Raw genomic sequence first — 15,725 nt, 5'->3', positions numbered from 1 at the left:
CCGGATCGGCGTTGCACGCGGGCCGGACGATCCGGCCCGCGTGCCGCCGCCGCGAAGGCCGATGGCGAGGTGTTCCGATGTCCGTTCAAATCACTTCCGCTTACGCCGGCTTGCTCGGTCTCTGGCTGGTGGCGCTCTCCGTCAACGTCGCCGCGCATCGCGCCAAGCTCGGCATCGGGCTAGGCGCCGGCGGAGACCCGCGCATGCGGCGCGTCGTACGGATGCACGGCAACGCGTCCGAGTCCATACCGGTCGCGTTGCTGCTCATGGCGCTTTGCGAGATCGGCGGCGGCCGCGCCTGGATCCTGCACGCGGCCGGCGTGGTCCTCGTCGCCGCGCGGGCGGCGAACGCATGCGGCTTGTGGAAATCCGAAGGCCCGCATCCGTTGCGGGTGGCTGGCGCGCATCTCACGTGGCTGACGACGCTGGCGTTGGCGTGCCTCAATATCGCCGGCGCGCTTTGATGTCTTCCGATCCGATCGGCTAGGCGCGCAACGCCGCCGAATCCCAGCCAGGCCGCGGCGCGAAGCGGTCGCCGTACTTGCCCTGCAGCGCTTGCAGCTTGGCCAGCAGCGCATCCGGGCCGGTTTCGCGGATGTACTGGATCGGGCCGCCGCGGAACGGCGCGAAGCCGGTGCCGAAGATCACGCCCGCATCGAGCAGGTCCTTGTCTTCGACCACGCCATCGTGCAGTGCGGCGACGGCTTCGTTGAGCAGCGGCAGGATCAGGCGATCTTCCAAGTCTTCGGGCGCCTTGTAGTCTTTCGGCAACTCGGGCTTCTTCGGTTTGCCGTTCTCCCACGAATACAGGCCCTGGCCGTCTTTCTTGCCGCGCTTGCCTTGCTCGGGCGGCGTGGCCAACGCGGCAGGAATCGCCAGGCCGAGAAAAGGCGCAAGTTCCTGGCCGACGCCGGAAGCCACATCCAGGCCAACCGTATCGATGAGCTCGATCGGTCCCATCGGCATGCCGAATTTCACCGCGGCCTTGTCGATCGCCGCGCCGGGAATGCCTTCGGAATACGCCGTCGCCGCTTCCAGCATGTACGGGAACAGCACGCGGTTGACCAGGAAGCCGGGCGTGCCTGCGACAGGCACCGGCAATTTGTCGATGGCCTTGCAGAACGCGGCCAGGCGCTTGCCGGTTTCCGGCGCGACCCGGTCGTGGTGGATGATTTCCACCAGCGGCATCATCGCCACCGGATTGAAATAGTGCAGGCCGGCGAACTGCGCCGGGCGCTGGATGTGCTCGCGCAGTTCGTCCAGCGGGATCGATGAGGTATTGGTGGTCAGCAGCGCATCGGCCTTCATCCGCGGTTCCAGCGTCGCGTACAGGTCGCGCTTGGCCTCGGCCTGTTCGATGATGGCTTCGATCACCAGATCCGCATCCGGCACGCCGTCGCCGTTCAAGTCGGATTTCAATCGCGCGGCGACTTCCGGGCGCTTGGCGTCGTCCTTCACTTTCTTGGCGAACAGTTCCTGCGCGCGCGCCATCGCGCCGTCGATGAAGCGCTGCTCGCGATCCTGCAGCGTCACCTCGAAACCTTTGTAAGCGGACCATGCGGCGATGTCGCCGCCCATCACGCCGGCGCCGACGACGTGCACGGTGCGGATGCCGGATTCTTTCCCGCCGAGGCCTTTCAATCTTTCCTGCAGGAAGAACACCCGGGTCAGGTTGCGCGCGGTCGGCGTGCCCGCGAGCTTGACCACCGATTTGCGTTCCGCCGCCAGCCGCGCCTGGATGCCGCCGCCGCTGCGCCGCCAGGTTTCGATCAACGAATACGGCGCGGGGTAGTGCTCCTTGCGTGCCTTGCGCGCGACCTGCTTGACCAGCATCGGCGCGAGGATCTGCCGCACCGGCCAGGTATTGGTGATCCAGCCCAGGAAGCGCTGCTTGAACGGACGCTGCGTGCCGCGCAGCGCGAGCTCGGCTGCGGCATCCACCAGTGTCGCCGCATCGACGACCTTGTCGACCAGTCCGATCGCCTTCGCCGCCGAAGCCGACAGTGTGCGCCCGGTCAGCATCATGTCCATCGCGGCCGGCGCGCCGACCAGTCGCGGCAGCCGCACGCTGCCGCCCCAGCCGGGGTAGATGCCCAGCTTCACTTCCGGCAGGCCGATGCGGGTGGATGGATCGTTGCTGGCCACGCGATAGCGGCAGGCGAGCGAAATCTCGGTGCCGCCGCCCATGCAGAAGCCGTGGATCGCCGCGACCGTAGGGCAGGGCAGCTCGGCCAGGCGCTGGAATGCCTGCTGGCCGCGGCGGATCGAGTCGCCGATCGTGCCTTTCTCGTCGAATTCCTGGAACTCGCGGATGTCGGCGCCGGCGATGAAGCCCTTGGCCTTGGCCGAACGGATCACCAGGCCTTTGGGCGGGTCCAGCGCAATCCGCTCCAGGAAGGCGTCGAGCTCGATCAGCACGTCCTGTGCGAAGGTGTTCACCGACTCGCCGGCGCGGTCGAACGACAGCACCACCACGCCATCGGGGCGGGCCTCGGCTTGCCAGTGGCTGAAGCGCAGTCCGTCCAGGCCTTCGATCATGTGGAATCTGCCATTCAGTCGGGTATGGAACCGTTATCATCCAGAGGATGTTCCGATGGCGTCAACAAGCGACGGGCATGGGGAATCGGCGGCAGGGAATGGAAAAAGGCTTTTTTGACGCCATTTAGAGCCATTGGCGGGCCGGAAATCGCGCCCGGATTTCTTCGCCGGCCCATTCCCGCTTCCCGATCCCCCACCCCTGCTGGAACTTTCTCCCATGCCAAAGGTCATACCGCCCAGCCACCGAGCCGGGCGAAAGGAGCGCCGGCCCGATGGCCGATAAGGATTCATCGCAGGAGTTGTTGGACCACGAGCTGGTCAGGCGCGTGCAGCGCGGCGACAGTGCGGCTTTCGATTTGCTGGTGCGCAAGTACCAGCATCGGATCGCAGCCCTGATCGGGCGCTACATCTCCGACTGGAGCGAGTGCCAGGACGTGGCGCAGGAAACCTTCCTGCGCGCCTACCGGGCGATCGCGAACTTCCGTGGCGACGCGCAGTTCTATACCTGGTTGCACCGTATCGCCGTGAACACCGCCAAGAACCATCTCGTTTCGCACAACCGGCGCCCGCCGACCGACGATATCGACGCGGCGGACGCGGAGCAGTTCGAATCCGGCATCCGCCTGCGCGACACCGATACGCCCGAGCGCGAACTGATGCGCCAGGAAATTGAACGAACGGTGATGCGCGTGGTCGATGGATTGCCGGAAGAATTGCGCACCGCCATCACCCTGCGCGAGGTGGACGGCCTGAGTTACGAAGAGATCGCGCAGAAGATGGATTGCCCTATCGGTACCGTGCGTTCGCGCATCTTCCGGGCGCGCGAAGCCATCGACACCGAATTGCAGCCCCTGCTCGACAACGAACCCCGTGAGCGTGCCCGCACATGACCCAAGACCATCGCAACGGCGACGACAAGATCGAAATCCACTATCGGCTCCAGCTTTCGGCGCTGATGGACGGCGCATTGCCGCCCGACGAGGCCCGATTCCTGTTGCGCCGCATGCAGCACGACACCGAGCTGGGCGGGTGCTGGGAGCGCTGGCAGCTGGCCGGCGAGACGCTGCGCGGCCGCGCGGTGGCGCCGTTGCCCGCGGATTTCTCGCAACGCGTGGCCGCGCGGGTGGCCGCCGAACCCGCGCCGCCGCTCAAGCCGGCCGCGCAGTCGCAGCGCTGGACGCGTTGGGGCGGCGGCGCGTTGGCCGCATCGGTCGCCTTGCTCGCTTTCTTCATGACCCGCCAGCAACCGCCGGCGGAGGCGTTGCCGGACGGCGCCCAGCCCGCGCAGATCGTCGCCGCTTCCTCCGAGCCGTCGCCCGCATCGGTGCCGGCCACTCCCGCTGCGCCGCCCGCCGCCGATCCGAATGCGGCCGACCCGAATGCGGCCGGCGCGCTCGCCGCCACCGCGGTGGCGGTGGCCGAAGTGCCGCGGCGCGCGGCCAACCGGCGCGTTTCTTCTTCGCGATCGCAGGCGCAGCGTGCGGCCTTGCGCGCGTCGGCGCGCGAGAATTTGCCGGTCGCAGTGGCGGCATCGAATACGGCGGCGGATGCGGCGAGCCAGCCATCCATCACCTTCCATCCGGCTGCAGCTTCGGCTATAGCTTCCAGCGATCCTTTCGCATCGCAGCCGATCGCACCGAGCCGGCCTTGGCCTAGCGCGACCCTGCCGCAGTTCTCTTCCGGCGCGCTCAGCGTCGATTACGGCACGACCAACGCGTACTACCCGTTCCAGCCGCGCTTGCCCGCTTCCTCGCCGCCCGCGGACAGCGGGTCCGATGCGAGCCTGCAGGAAACGCCGCAACGCTGAGCGGGAACGTTTCCCGCTTTTGTCGCTCCAAGTCGCCACTTCCTTCAACACTTGTCGAGGATGAGTCCCCGATGATCCGTTCGTTACGTCCCTTCGCCGCCATGTCCCTGGGTGCCGCCATCGCCACCGCCGTGGTCGTCGCCTTGCCCGATGCCACCGCGCAGCAATCCGGTGCGGTCACGCCGGCCGCATCGCCGCAGGCGCCCGCGCCGCAGCTGGTCGGCGGGTTGCCCGATTTCACCCAGCTGGTCGAGCGGGTCGGTCCGGCCGTGGTCAACATCGAAGCCGATGTGAAGCCGCGCCGCACAGCCATGCAGCAGATGCCGGACGACGAGGACATCCCGGAAATCTTCCGTCGCTTCTTCGGCCCCGGCATGCCGGGCATGCCCAGCCCCGGCCCGCGCGGCGGCGGCGTGTCGATGGGCACCGGCTTCATCATTTCCGCCGATGGCTACGTGCTCACCAACCATCACGTGGTCGAAGGCTCCGACGAGGTCAAGGTCAAGCTGTCCGACCGCCGCGAGTTCACCGCCAAAGTGGTCGGCAGCGACGAAAAATCCGACGTGGCGCTGCTCAAGATCTCCGGCGGCAGCTTGCCGTTCTTGCGCACCGGCGATTCCAACCAGCTCAAGCCGGGCCAGTGGGTGGTGGCCATCGGTTCGCCGTTCGGCCTGGACCACTCGGTCACCGCCGGCGTGGTCAGCGCGGTCGGGCGTTCCAATCCTTACGCCAACCAGCAGTACGTCCCCTTCATCCAGACCGACGTGGCGATCAACCGCGGCAATTCGGGCGGCCCGCTGCTCAACACGCGCGGCGAAGTGGTCGGCATCAATTCGCAGATCTTCAGCAATTCCGGCGGCTACATGGGCGTGAGCTTCGCGATCCCGATCGACATCGCGATGAACGCGGTGCAGCAGCTCAAAACGACCGGCCGCGTGAGCCGCGGCCAACTCGGCGTGCTGATCGGGCCTGTCGACCAGGATGCGGTCAAAGGCTTCAGTCTCCCCGATTCGCGCGGTGCGCTGGTCAACGATCTGCCGCCGGGCAGCGCTGCCGAAAAGGCGGGTATCCAGCGGGGTGACGTGATCCGTGCCATCAACGGCACCAGCATCAACGACGCCAGCGATCTGCCGCCGCTGATCGGTGCGATGGCGCCAGGTACCAAGGTGCGCCTGAGCGTCTATCGCGAAGGCCGGACCATCGAGATCCCGGTCACGCTGACCGAATTGAGCGACACGCCGACAGCCGGCACACCGGGTTCGACACCGCGGTCGCCGTCTTCGGCGCCGTCGTCCAACCCGCTGGGCATCGTCGGCCAGGACCTGGACGCGGACGACCGCCGGCAGCTCGGGCTGAAGCCTGGCGAAGGCGTCGGTATCGCCCGTATCGAAGGGTTGGCGGCGCGCAGCGCCGGCTTGCGGCCCGGCGACGTGATCCTGCAGGTCGGCCGCAGCGACGTCTCCAGCGCGGCCGCACTCAATCAGCAGCTGCGCGATGTCAAACAGGGCCAGACCGTGATGCTGCTGGTGCGGCGCGGGCAGTCGACCCAGTTCGTGGCGGTGACGCCGCGGGCAAGTGGCGACGACGAAAGCGACGAGGGCTGATGCTTTTTCCTCCCCCTGCGGGGGAGGATGCCCGAAGGGCAGGAGAGGGGGCGCGAGCGGAGCGAAGCATGCCTTTGCTCTTTGCGGTTGGTTTCTCGCGAAAAGCCGGACCCTCTCCCTGGCCCTTCGGGCCTGTCCCTCTCCCGCAAAAGGGAGAGGGAAGGAGCCGGGCTCGTGCGATAATGGCGCGTTGTCTCAGAAGGGCCGCGATGTCGGCCGTACCCGCGCCCCATGTCCGATTCGATGCGGAATATCCGCAACTTCTCCATCATCGCCCACGTCGACCACGGCAAGTCGACGTTGGCCGACCGCATCATCCAACTCTGCGGCGGGCTCCAGGCCCGCGAGATGGAGGCGCAGGTGCTCGACTCGAATCCGATCGAGCGCGAGCGCGGCATCACCATCAAGGCCCAGTCCGTCTCCCTGCCGTACACGGCCAAGGACGGGCAGGTGTACCAGCTGAACTTCATCGACACCCCCGGCCACGTCGACTTCAGCTACGAAGTCAGCCGCTCGCTGGCCGCCTGCGAGGGCGCGCTGCTGGTGGTCGACGCCGCCCAGGGCGTGGAAGCGCAATCGGTCGCCAACTGCTACACCGCGGTCGAACAGGGCCTGGAAGTGGTGCCGGTGCTCAACAAGATCGACCTGCCCACCGCCGACGTCGACCGGGTCAAGAAGGAAATCGAAGCGGTGATCGGCATCGACGCCGAGGACGCGGTGGCGATCAGCGCCAAGACCGGCCTCAACGTCGGCGACGTGCTCGAGGCGATCGTGCTGCGCATCCCGCCGCCCAAGCCGCGCGATACCGACAAGCTGCAGGCGCTGATCATCGACTCGTGGTTCGACAACTACCTGGGCGTGGTCTCGCTGGTGCGGGTGATGCAGGGCGAGATCGTACCCGGCACCAAGATACTGGTGATGTCGACCGGGCGCACGCATCTGGTCGACAAGGTCGGCGTGTTCACGCCCAAGCGCAAGGACCTGCCCAAGCTCGGCGCCGGCGAAGTGGGCTGGATCCACGCCAGCATCAAAGATGTGCACGGCGCGCCGGTGGGCGACACGCTCACGCTGGCTTCGGACCCCGCGTCCAAGCCGCTGCCCGGCTTCCAGGAAATGCAGCCGCGCGTGTTCGCCGGCCTGTTCCCGGTCGATGCCGAAGACTATCCCGCGCTGCGCGAAGCATTGGAAAAGCTGCGCCTCAACGACGCCGCGCTGCGCTTCGAACCGGAAAGCTCCGAGGCGATGGGTTTCGGCTTCCGCTGCGGCTTCCTGGGCATGCTGCACATGGAAATCGTGCAGGAGCGGCTGGAACGCGAATACGACCTCAACCTGATCACCACCGCGCCGACGGTGATCTACGAAGTGCTCAAGACCGACGGCACGGTGCTGCCGCTGGACAATCCGGCCAAACTTCCTCAGATGAACTTGGTCGAGGAGATCCGCGAGCCGATCATCCGCGCCAACATCCTCACCCCGCCCGATTACGTCGGCAACGTGATCACTCTGTGCGAGGAGAAGCGCGGCAGCCAGGTCGGCATCAACTACTTGGGCAGCCAGGTGCAGATCAGCTACGAGCTGCCGATGGCCGAAGTGGTGTTGGACTTCTTCGACCGGCTCAAATCGGTCTCGCGCGGCTACGCTTCCCTGGATTACCACTTCCTGCGCTTCGATGCCGGCCCGTTCGTGCGCGTGGACACGCTGATCAACGGCGACAAGGTCGACGCGCTGAGCATCATCACCCACCGCCAGCACGCCGACCGCCGAGGCCGCGAGCTGACCGACAAGATGCGCGAGCTGATCCCGCGGCAGATGTTCGACGTGGCCATCCAGGCCGCGATCGGCTCGCAAATCATCGCCCGCAGCACGGTCAAGGCGCTGCGCAAGAACGTGCTGGCCAAGTGCTACGGCGGCGACGCCACCCGCAAGAAGAAGCTGCTGGAGAAACAGAAGGAAGGCAAGAAGCGGATGAAGCAGGTGGGACGCGTGGAAATCCCGCAGGAAGCGTTTTTGGCCGTATTGCAGGTCGACAACAAATAATCCGTGGCGGCATCCGGCGGGCGATAGCGGTCGAAATGACGGTTAGGCCTTGATTTTCCTTCTCCCCTCGGGAGAAGGTGCCCGGAGGGCGGATGAGGGTTCGGCGAAGTGACGGATGTTCCAGTTCACCTCGTCCCTTTCTGCCGGGACGGTGCAGCGCCATCGCTTCGCCGTACCCTCACCCCAACCCGTCTCCCGGTGGGAGAGGGGCATAAGTATTAGGAGCAAGCATGCGTTGGTTCGAAATCGGTTTGGTGGTGCTGACTTTCGCCACCGGCATCATCTGGTTGCTCGACCGGCTGTTCTTCGCCAAGGCGCGCGAGCGCGAGGGCGGCGCGCTGCTGGAGACCAAGGAACCGGTGCTGGTCGATTATTCGCGCGCGTTCTTCCCGGTGCTGCTGATCGTGCTGCTGCTGCGCAGCTTCGTCGCCGAGCCGTTCCGGATTCCGTCCAGCTCGATGATGCCCAGCCTGCTGATCGGCGACTTCATCTTGGTCAACAAGTTCGCCTACGGCCTGCGCCTGCCGATCACCAACAAGAAGTTCTTCGCCGTCGGCGAGCCCAAGCGCGGCGACGTGGTCGTGTTCAAGCCGCCGCACCACCCCGAGCAGGATTGGATCAAACGCGTGATCGGCCTGCCCGGCGATACCGTGGCCTACCGCGACAATACGGTCTACGTGAACGGCAAGCCGTTCGCCTACCGCCCGGTGGGCAGCTATGTCGGCAAGGGCCAGGGCGGCGACATGACCGGCGCCACCCTGCTCACCGAAGAATTGCCCGGGCGGCCGCATCCGGTGCTGGAACGTGAGGACTTGCCGTTTTTCGCGGCCCAGGGCGAGGGACAATGGACGGTGCCGGCCGGACAGTATTTCGTCATGGGCGACAATCGTGATAATAGCGAGGACAGCCGGTTCTGGGACGTCCACTTCCTGCCCGAGGAGAATCTCCGCGGAAAGGCGTTCCTGATCTGGCTCAACATCGATCGCAGCGCGGGTGGGGTGGATTTCTCGCGGATCGGTTCGAGCATTCCATAGCGTCATTTCAGTAAGAGGGGAGAGCATGAAACGCACGCAAAGCGGCATCACCCTGATCGGGTTCCTGGTCGTGCTGGCCGTGGCGGGTTTCTTCGCCTATGTCGGCATGAAGCTGTTCCCGATGTACCAGGAGTTCTACAGCGTCAAGACGGCGCTGAAGGGGCTGTCCAACGAGCCCGGCATCGCCATGCAGGATCCGGCCAAGATCCAGGACCTGTTCTTTCGCCGGCTGTACATCAACTACTCCGACAACGTGAAGCCCGAGAACGTCAAGCTCTCGCGCGGCGATCGCGGCTGGAAGATGGAAGTCGACTACGAAGTCCGCAAGCCGATGATCTACAACATCGATGTGGTCGGAAAATTCAACGCAGTGCAAGAACTGACCCGCACCGGTGACATCGACGGCTGATCGCAGCCTGGGCTCCGGTGGCGACGCCTTCGGAAACCATGCTTTCAAAGATCCGGGCCTGCTCAAACAGGCCCTGACCCATCGCAGCGCCGGCGCTCCGCACAACGAGCGCCTGGAGTTCCTGGGCGATGCGCTGGTCGGACTGATCGTGGCCGACGCGTTGTATGCGCGTTGGCCCAAGGCGGACGAAGGCGCGCTGACCCGCGCGCGTTCGGAACTGGTGCGCGAATCCTCGCTGGCGGCGATCGCCCGGCGCATGGACCTGGGCGGCGCGCTCATCCTCGGGCCCGGCGAGATGAAGTCCGGCGGCCATCGCCGCGACTCGATCCTGTCCGACGCGCTGGAAGCGCTGGTCGGCGCCATCTATCTCGACGCCGGTTACGAGGCCTGCCGCGACGCGGTACTGCCCTGGTTCGCGCAGGCCATCGACGAGCTGCAAGCCGGCAAGGTCGACAAGGACGCCAAAACGCGCTTGCAGGAATGGCTGCAGGCGCGGCAGCGGCCCTTGCCGGTCTACGAACTGGCGGCGGAAAGCGGCGACGACCATGCCAAGGTGTTCCACGTACGTTGTCGGCTGACCGATGCCGAGTTGGCCGCCGAAGGCGAGGGCCCTTCGCGGCGGGCCGCCGAGCAGGCCGCGGCGGAAGGCGTGTTGCAGGCCCTGCTCGCTGTTTCGTAGGCGACCGCAGCTTTGTGGGAGCGGCTTTAGCCGCGAGCTCTTGATCTTGCTTCCTCCCGGCAAAGCTCGCGGCTAAAGCCGTCCCCACAAAAAGCGCATTTGCCCAGGCGGCCGGCGAAGGCGGACAATCCACGCATGGATCCCACCTTCCACCGCGCCGGCAGCGTCGCCGTCATCGGCCGCCCCAACGTCGGCAAATCGACCCTGGTCAACGCGCTGGTCGGCGCCAAGGTCAGCATCACGTCCAAGCGGCCGCAGACCACGCGGCACCGGCTGCTGGGCATCGCCACGTTCCCGCAGGGGCAGATCGCTTTGGTCGACACGCCCGGCCTGCACCGCGAGCAGGGCAAATCGACCGCGTCCGCGATGCACCGCTGGATGAACCGCGCCGCGCGCGGCGCGCTGGAAGGCGTCGATGCCGCCGTGCTGGTGGTCGAGGCCGGGCGCTGGGACGACGAAGACACGCTCGCCTTCGATGCGCTGAAAGAAGCCGGTGTGCCGGTGGTGCTGGCCGTGAACCAGGTCGACAAGCTGCGCGACAAGACGGCGTTGCTGCCTTATCTGGCCAAGGTGTCGGCGGGGCGCGAATTCGCCAGCGTGCATCCGATCTCGGCGTTGAAGCGCAGCGGCCTGGAGGCGCTGGTCGACGACTTGTTGAAGCTGCTTCCCCAGGCGCCGCCGATGTACGGCGAGGACGAGATCACCGACAAGAGCCAGCGCTTCCTCGCCGGCGAAATGGTGCGCGAGCAACTGATGCGCCAGCTCGGCGCCGAGTTGCCGTATGCGACCACGGTCGAGATCGAGCGCTTCGTCGAGGACGGCGAGCTGTTGCGCATCGGCGCGGTGATCTGGGTCGAGCGCGACGGGCAGAAGGCGATCGTGATCGGCAAGGGCGGTTCGCGCCTGCGCGAAGTGGGTACGCTGGCGCGTTCGCACATGGAGCAGTTGTTCGGCCGCAAAGTATTCCTCGAGACCTGGGTGCGGGTGCGCGAGGGTTGGTCGGACGACGAAGCGGCGTTGCGGACGTTGGGTTACCACGATTGAGCTGGCTTTGAATGCTCCTGCTTTCAGCCGTCATTCCCGCGAAGGCGGGAATCCAGTGACTTGGTTTAGGCCCTCTCCCGCTTGCGGGAGAGGGTTGGGCGAGGGGGCGCGGCGCAACGTGCTCGCTTCGCCACTTCCTGAAAAGCCAAAGTCACTGGATTCCCGCCTTCGCGGGAATGACGGCTAAGAGCAAAACGCCGGAAACGCCACCGAAATGCGCATCGACAACGAAGCCGCCTACGTGCTGCACACGCGCCCCTGGCGCGAAACCAGCCTGCTGGTCGAAGTGCTTGGAGAAACCCATGGCCGCGTTGGCCTGGTCGCGCGCGGCGTGCAGGGACCCAAGCGGCATCCGTTGCGCGCTGCGTTGCAGCCGCTGCAGCACATCCGTTTCGATGCCGTGCAGCGCGGCGAACTGGCGCGCTTGAACGGCGCCGAAGCGCTCGATGTGGCGCCGCGCCTGGCCGGCGATCCGGCGCTGGCGGGTTTCTACCTCAGCGAGCTGGTGCTGCGCCTGGCGCCGCGCAACGATCCGCATGGCGAGTTGTACCAGGCGTACGGCTTGGCGCGGGCGCGGTTGTCGTCGGACGAGCCGCTGGCTTGGACGCTGCGGCGCTTCGAACGCGATCTGCTCGACGCGCTCGGGTTCGGTTTCTCGTTCGACATCGACGGCGATGGCGAGGCGATCGACCCTGCCGCGCGTTACCGGCTGGATCCGGAACACGGCCCGCGGCGCCTGCTCAGCGACCGCGGCCAGCGCGACCGCGACGAAGCCGCCACCGGCCGCGCGCTGCTGGCGCTCGCGCACGACCGGCAACCGGCGGCCGAAGACCTGGCCAGCCTGCGCCGCGTCATGCGCGCGGTGCTCGCGCACCATCTCGGCGGCCGCGGGCTGAAATCGTGGGAGCTGATCGGGCAGTTGTCGCGCGGCAAACCGCGTGTCGCAGAAGGCTAATTGGCGCCGCTTTCGTACAGCGGCTTCTGTAGGAGCGGCTTCAGCCGCGAGCTTTTTTGCCGTCATCCCGAGCGAAGCGAGGGACCTGCTTGTTCATGGCGCTACGAATCAAGCAGGTCCCTCGCGTCGCTCGGGATGACGGCTAAGAAGATCAAAAGCTCGCGGCTGAAGCCGCTCCTACAGAAGCCGCCGCCACAAAAAAGCGTCAGCCGGCCAGCGTTCGCTCCACAATCCGGGCGAACTCATCGGCTCGCGCGCGGTCGTGCATCGCCGCATCGAGCCGCTCGACCGACGATTTCAACGACGCGGCGCCGACGAATCCGCAACTGGCCTTGAGCCGGTGCAATACGCTGCGCGCCGCGGCGGTATCGCCCTGGGCTAACGCCGCCAGCACGGCGCTGCGCTGGTCAGGCAATTCGGCCAGGAACATCGCTCGCAAGGCGGCGACATGTTCGCGATTGCCGTTCAGGGCGGCGAGCGCGCGCTCGTCGTCCCAGACGGCCGCCGCGCCAGCGGATCGCTCCGCCACGACCGGCGCGGGATTGCGGCCCAGCGTGCTTGCGATGGCTTCGCGCAATTCGGCGGCCGCGAACGGCTTGGTCAGCGTGGCCAGGAAGCCGGCCTGCAGCAATGCCGCGTGCTCGTCCGGATCGCGCGAAGCGGTATGCGCCAACGCCGGCGTGGACATGCCTTGCTTGCGCAGCCGGGCGAGCAGATCGACGCCGTCGCCGTCCGGCAGGCGCACGTCGAAGAGCCAAAGTTCGTGTTGCCGCGTCGTCGCCAGGGTCAGTGCGGTGCCGACCGAGGCGGCCGTATCCACTTCGGCGGGGAGCGCGGCGATCACCGCGGCCATGAACGCTCGGCTGGCCGGGTCGTCTTCGACCAGCAACAAGCGCGGCTTCATCGCATTCGCATCCTGCATCGTTATGCTCCACTCATGCCGCGATCGATGTTACGCCTGCTGCCTTGCCTGTTGCTGGTCTGCCTGGGGCCGGTGTCGGGGCGCACCCTGAGCGCCAGGATCGCCCAAGTGGTCACGCCCGTGGCCACGCTGGAGGGCGTCACCGTACGGTTGGATTGGCCGGCGCAGGCGACACAGGGCAGTCTCAGCCTGACCGCCAAGCGCGTCGCCGCGCAAGATCTGGGCTACCGCTTTGCAGACATCGCCTGGGATTGCCCACTGTTGCGCGACATCCAGGGCGGCTGGCGCTGCGATGGCGTACTGCGTTCGGGTCGCGCCAAACCGATGCGCCTGTCGCTGGACCTGGGCGTGGCCAGTACCGATGCCACCCTGTCGCAGGGCAGCGCCCGGTTCGCCTTGCATCGTCAGGCGGCGACGCCCGACCTGACCTCGCTCGACCTGACCCGCGTCCCCATGGCCTGGGCGCAGGCGCTGGCGACCCAGGCCTGGCCGGCGGGACGGTTCAAATCGGGCACGCTCGACGGTCGCCTGACGGTCGAGGCCGCGGACGACAAACCGTTGCGCATTCAGGGCCCCTTGTCCCTGGCCGGCATCGGATTGGATACGCCGGACGGCAGCATCGCGGCGGAAGGCGTGTCCGGACGTTTCGATATCGATTACCGGAAGGCGGCCGCGGCATCGCAGGTCTCGCTGAGCGGTGCCTTGAAAGGCGGTGAATTGCTCGCCGGCAATGCCTATCTGCTGCTGCCGGCCACGCCGGTGTCCTTGCGCATCGACGCGACGCAATCGGGCAGCGCGGGCTGGCGCTTGCCGCGCATCGAATGGCGCGACGGCGAGCGCCTGCAGGCGACCGGCAGCGCCGCGTTGTCGGCCGATGGCGCGTTGCGCGATCTGGACCTGAGCGTGAGCAGCCGCGACATCGCGCCGCTGCGTCAGGCCTACCTGTCCGGTTGGCTCGGCTTGGCCGGCCTGGGCGAAGTCGCGCTTGCCGGCGCCATCGGCGCACGCCTGCAGATGCGCGACGGCGAACTGCGCGTTGCCGACGCGCGCTTGCACGGCGTCGATGTGCGCGATGCGCAGCAACGCTTCGTATTCGAGGGGCTCGACGGCGACGTGCGCTACTCGGCCGACGCACCGGTGGCCAGCGAACTGCGCTGGCGCGGCGGCCAGTTGCAAGGCCTGGATTTCGGCGCCGCCGCATTGCCTTTCGACAGCCGCGACGGCGTGCTGCGCCTGCGCCGGCCCGCGGCCATGCCGATGCTCGGCGGACGCGTCGAATTCAGCGCTATGGCCTTGCGCCCGCCCGCCGGCGACGCCGGCCTGCGCATCGAATTCGGCATGGAGATCGACAGCATCGACTTCGGCAAGGTATCCGCGGCGCTCGGCTTGCCGGCGTTCACGGGCGAACTGAGCGGCCATATTCCCAAGGCGCGCTACGCCGACGACCGCATCGATTTCGACGGCGGCCTGGCCCTGCACCTGTTCGACGGCAGCGTGCAGGTGTCGTCGCTGGCGATGGAGCGGCCGTTCGGCGTCGCGCCGACCTTGTCGGCCGACATCGCGTTGCAAGGAATCGATCTGCAGGCGCTGACCGGCGTCTTCGATTTCGGCAGCATCAGCGGCCGCCTGGACGGGCGCATCGACGACCTGCGCCTGGTCGACTGGGGCGCGTCCGCTTTCGACGCTGAATTCCATACCGTGCCGCGCTCGGGCGTGCGCCAGCGCATCAGCCAGCGCGCGGTGCAGAACATCTCCAGCGTCGGCGACGCTTCTTTCGTGGGCAGCCTGCAGGGGCAACTGATCGGCCTGTTCGACGACTTCGGCTATGCCCGCATCGGCATTTCCTGCCGGCTGGAGAACGAGGTCTGCGAGATGGGCGGCCTGCATTCAGCCAACGGCGGATTTACTATCGTCGAAGGCGCCGGCATACCGCGGCTGAACGTGGTCGGCTACAACCGGCAGGTCGACTGGCCGACCTTGGTCGAACGCTTGGCCGCGGTCGGCAAGGGCGACGTCAAGCCGGTATTCGAATAATCCATGGATCTTCTAATCGTCCCGCAATTCACCAGGAGAAAGCACATGCGCCGTTGGTTGGGAATGCCGGTAGCCGCCGCGCTCGCGTTGACCGCGTGCGTCACCATCAACGTCTACTTTCCGGCCGCCGAGGCCAAGGAAGCGGCCAAGGAGTTCGTCGAAAAAGTGATCGGCGACGAGGCCGGTTCCAGCGCGCCCGCGCCGGAGGAAAGCAAGCCCGGCGGCGGCATGGCGAGTTTCGATCCGCTGATGCTGATCGGCATCGCGCCGGCTTATGCGCAATCCTCGCCGGACATCAATATCAAGACGCCGGCGATCCAGGCGATCCAGTCGCGCATGAAGTCGCGTTTCGACGGTACGCTGCGCAAGCATTTCGATTCGGGCGCGCTCGGCTTCACCAACGACGGCCTGGTCAGCGTGCGCGATGCGTCCAAGATTCCGCTGGGCGACCGCGTCGGGGTGAATCAGGCGGTGGCCGACCAGGGGCGCGACGCGAAAGCCGTGTATCGCGAGATCGCGGTCGCCAACAAGCATCCGGAATGGGAAGGGCAGATCCGTGCGGTGTTCGCCAAGCAGTGGGTGGACAGCGCCAAGGGCGGCTGGTGGTATCAGGATGCGGGCGGGGGTTGGAAGCAGAAATAACGCTTTTAGCTTCTGTGGGA

At 66.7% G+C, this 15,725-nt stretch carries 14 protein-coding genes; 12 read left to right on the top strand and 2 right to left on the bottom strand.

Going from position 1 to position 15,725, the window contains the following annotated elements; all coding sequences use genetic code 11:
• Nucleotides 1–77 precede the first annotated feature (77 nt).
• Nucleotides 78–464 carry an MAPEG family protein gene (locus tag M2650_RS05045; protein ID WP_249472048.1) on the top strand — a complete coding sequence of 129 codons (387 nt, stop codon included), beginning with the start codon at nucleotides 78–80 and terminating at the stop codon, nucleotides 462–464.
• Between the two features lie 19 nt (nucleotides 465–483).
• Here M2650_RS05045 and M2650_RS05040 read toward each other — a convergent pair whose 3' ends face one another.
• Entirely contained in the window at nucleotides 484–2,538 is a 2,055-nt protein-coding gene (locus tag M2650_RS05040; protein ID WP_249472045.1) for a 3-hydroxyacyl-CoA dehydrogenase NAD-binding domain-containing protein, read from the bottom strand.
• Between the two features lie 272 nt (nucleotides 2,539–2,810).
• On the opposite strand from M2650_RS05040, the gene rpoE reads away from it, so the two are divergent.
• From rpoE to recO, 9 genes are all read left to right on the top strand, one after another.
• Nucleotides 2,811–3,428 (top strand): RNA polymerase sigma factor RpoE, encoded by a 618-nt coding sequence (gene rpoE, locus M2650_RS05035; protein ID WP_249472044.1) that lies wholly within the window; start codon nucleotides 2,811–2,813, stop codon nucleotides 3,426–3,428.
• Nucleotides 3,425–4,345 carry a sigma-E factor negative regulatory protein gene (locus M2650_RS05030; protein ID WP_249472042.1) on the top strand — a complete coding sequence of 307 codons (921 nt, stop codon included), beginning with the start codon at nucleotides 3,425–3,427 and terminating at the stop codon, nucleotides 4,343–4,345. The genes rpoE and M2650_RS05030 overlap by 4 nt, the downstream gene beginning before the upstream one ends.
• A gap of 71 nt (nucleotides 4,346–4,416) precedes the next feature.
• On the top strand, nucleotides 4,417–5,949 hold the full coding sequence (locus M2650_RS05025; RefSeq protein WP_345779837.1) for a DegQ family serine endoprotease: 1,533 nt from the start codon (nucleotides 4,417–4,419) through the stop codon (nucleotides 5,947–5,949).
• Nucleotides 5,950–6,192: 243 nt separating this feature from the next.
• A complete protein-coding gene (lepA, locus tag M2650_RS05020) occupies nucleotides 6,193–7,986 on the top strand; it encodes a translation elongation factor 4 (RefSeq protein WP_249474208.1) in 1,794 nt (597 codons plus the stop codon).
• 230 nt (nucleotides 7,987–8,216) lie between these two features.
• Nucleotides 8,217–9,020, top strand: a complete 804-nt coding sequence (gene lepB / locus M2650_RS05015; RefSeq protein ID WP_249472038.1) for a signal peptidase I — start codon at nucleotides 8,217–8,219, stop codon at nucleotides 9,018–9,020.
• A gap of 25 nt (nucleotides 9,021–9,045) precedes the next feature.
• Complete coding sequence (locus tag M2650_RS05010; protein WP_249472035.1) at nucleotides 9,046–9,429, top strand: DUF4845 domain-containing protein; 384 nt, start codon at nucleotides 9,046–9,048, stop codon at nucleotides 9,427–9,429.
• Nucleotides 9,413–10,108 (top strand): ribonuclease III, encoded by a 696-nt coding sequence (rnc, locus tag M2650_RS05005; protein WP_425602501.1) that lies wholly within the window; start codon nucleotides 9,413–9,415, stop codon nucleotides 10,106–10,108. The genes M2650_RS05010 and rnc overlap by 17 nt, the downstream gene beginning before the upstream one ends.
• 135 nt (nucleotides 10,109–10,243) lie before the next feature.
• A complete protein-coding gene (gene era / locus M2650_RS05000; RefSeq protein ID WP_249472032.1) occupies nucleotides 10,244–11,152 on the top strand; it encodes a GTPase Era in 909 nt (302 codons plus the stop codon).
• 214 nt (nucleotides 11,153–11,366) lie between these two features.
• Nucleotides 11,367–12,107 carry a DNA repair protein RecO gene (gene recO, locus M2650_RS04995; protein ID WP_249472027.1) on the top strand — a complete coding sequence of 247 codons (741 nt, stop codon included), beginning with the start codon at nucleotides 11,367–11,369 and terminating at the stop codon, nucleotides 12,105–12,107.
• Nucleotides 12,108–12,312: 205 nt separating this feature from the next.
• On the opposite strand, the gene M2650_RS04990 is transcribed toward recO, so the two are convergent.
• Nucleotides 12,313–13,029, bottom strand: coding sequence for a response regulator (locus M2650_RS04990; protein WP_249472024.1), 717 nt, complete (start codon nucleotides 13,027–13,029; stop codon nucleotides 12,313–12,315).
• Nucleotides 13,030–13,044: 15 nt separating this feature from the next.
• Between M2650_RS04990 and M2650_RS04985 the strand changes: the two genes are divergently transcribed.
• Both M2650_RS04985 and M2650_RS04980 read left to right on the top strand, forming a co-directional pair.
• The gene (locus tag M2650_RS04985; protein ID WP_249472022.1) at nucleotides 13,045–15,063 is read left to right on the top strand and encodes a translocation/assembly module TamB domain-containing protein; all 2,019 of its coding nucleotides are present in this window, start codon (nucleotides 13,045–13,047) and stop codon (nucleotides 15,061–15,063) included.
• 45 nt (nucleotides 15,064–15,108) lie between these two features.
• Nucleotides 15,109–15,705 (top strand): YdbL family probable chaperone protein, encoded by a 597-nt coding sequence (locus M2650_RS04980; protein ID WP_249472019.1) that lies wholly within the window; start codon nucleotides 15,109–15,111, stop codon nucleotides 15,703–15,705.
• The last annotated feature ends 20 nt before the right edge of the window (nucleotides 15,706–15,725 follow it).

The organism is Luteimonas galliterrae, from assembly GCF_023374055.1.
Taxonomy (GTDB): Bacteria; Pseudomonadota; Gammaproteobacteria; order Xanthomonadales; family Xanthomonadaceae; genus Luteimonas_C; species Luteimonas_C galliterrae.
The sequence above is the reverse complement of the archived record's forward strand: the minus strand, read 5'-3'. Positions and strand labels throughout refer to the sequence as shown.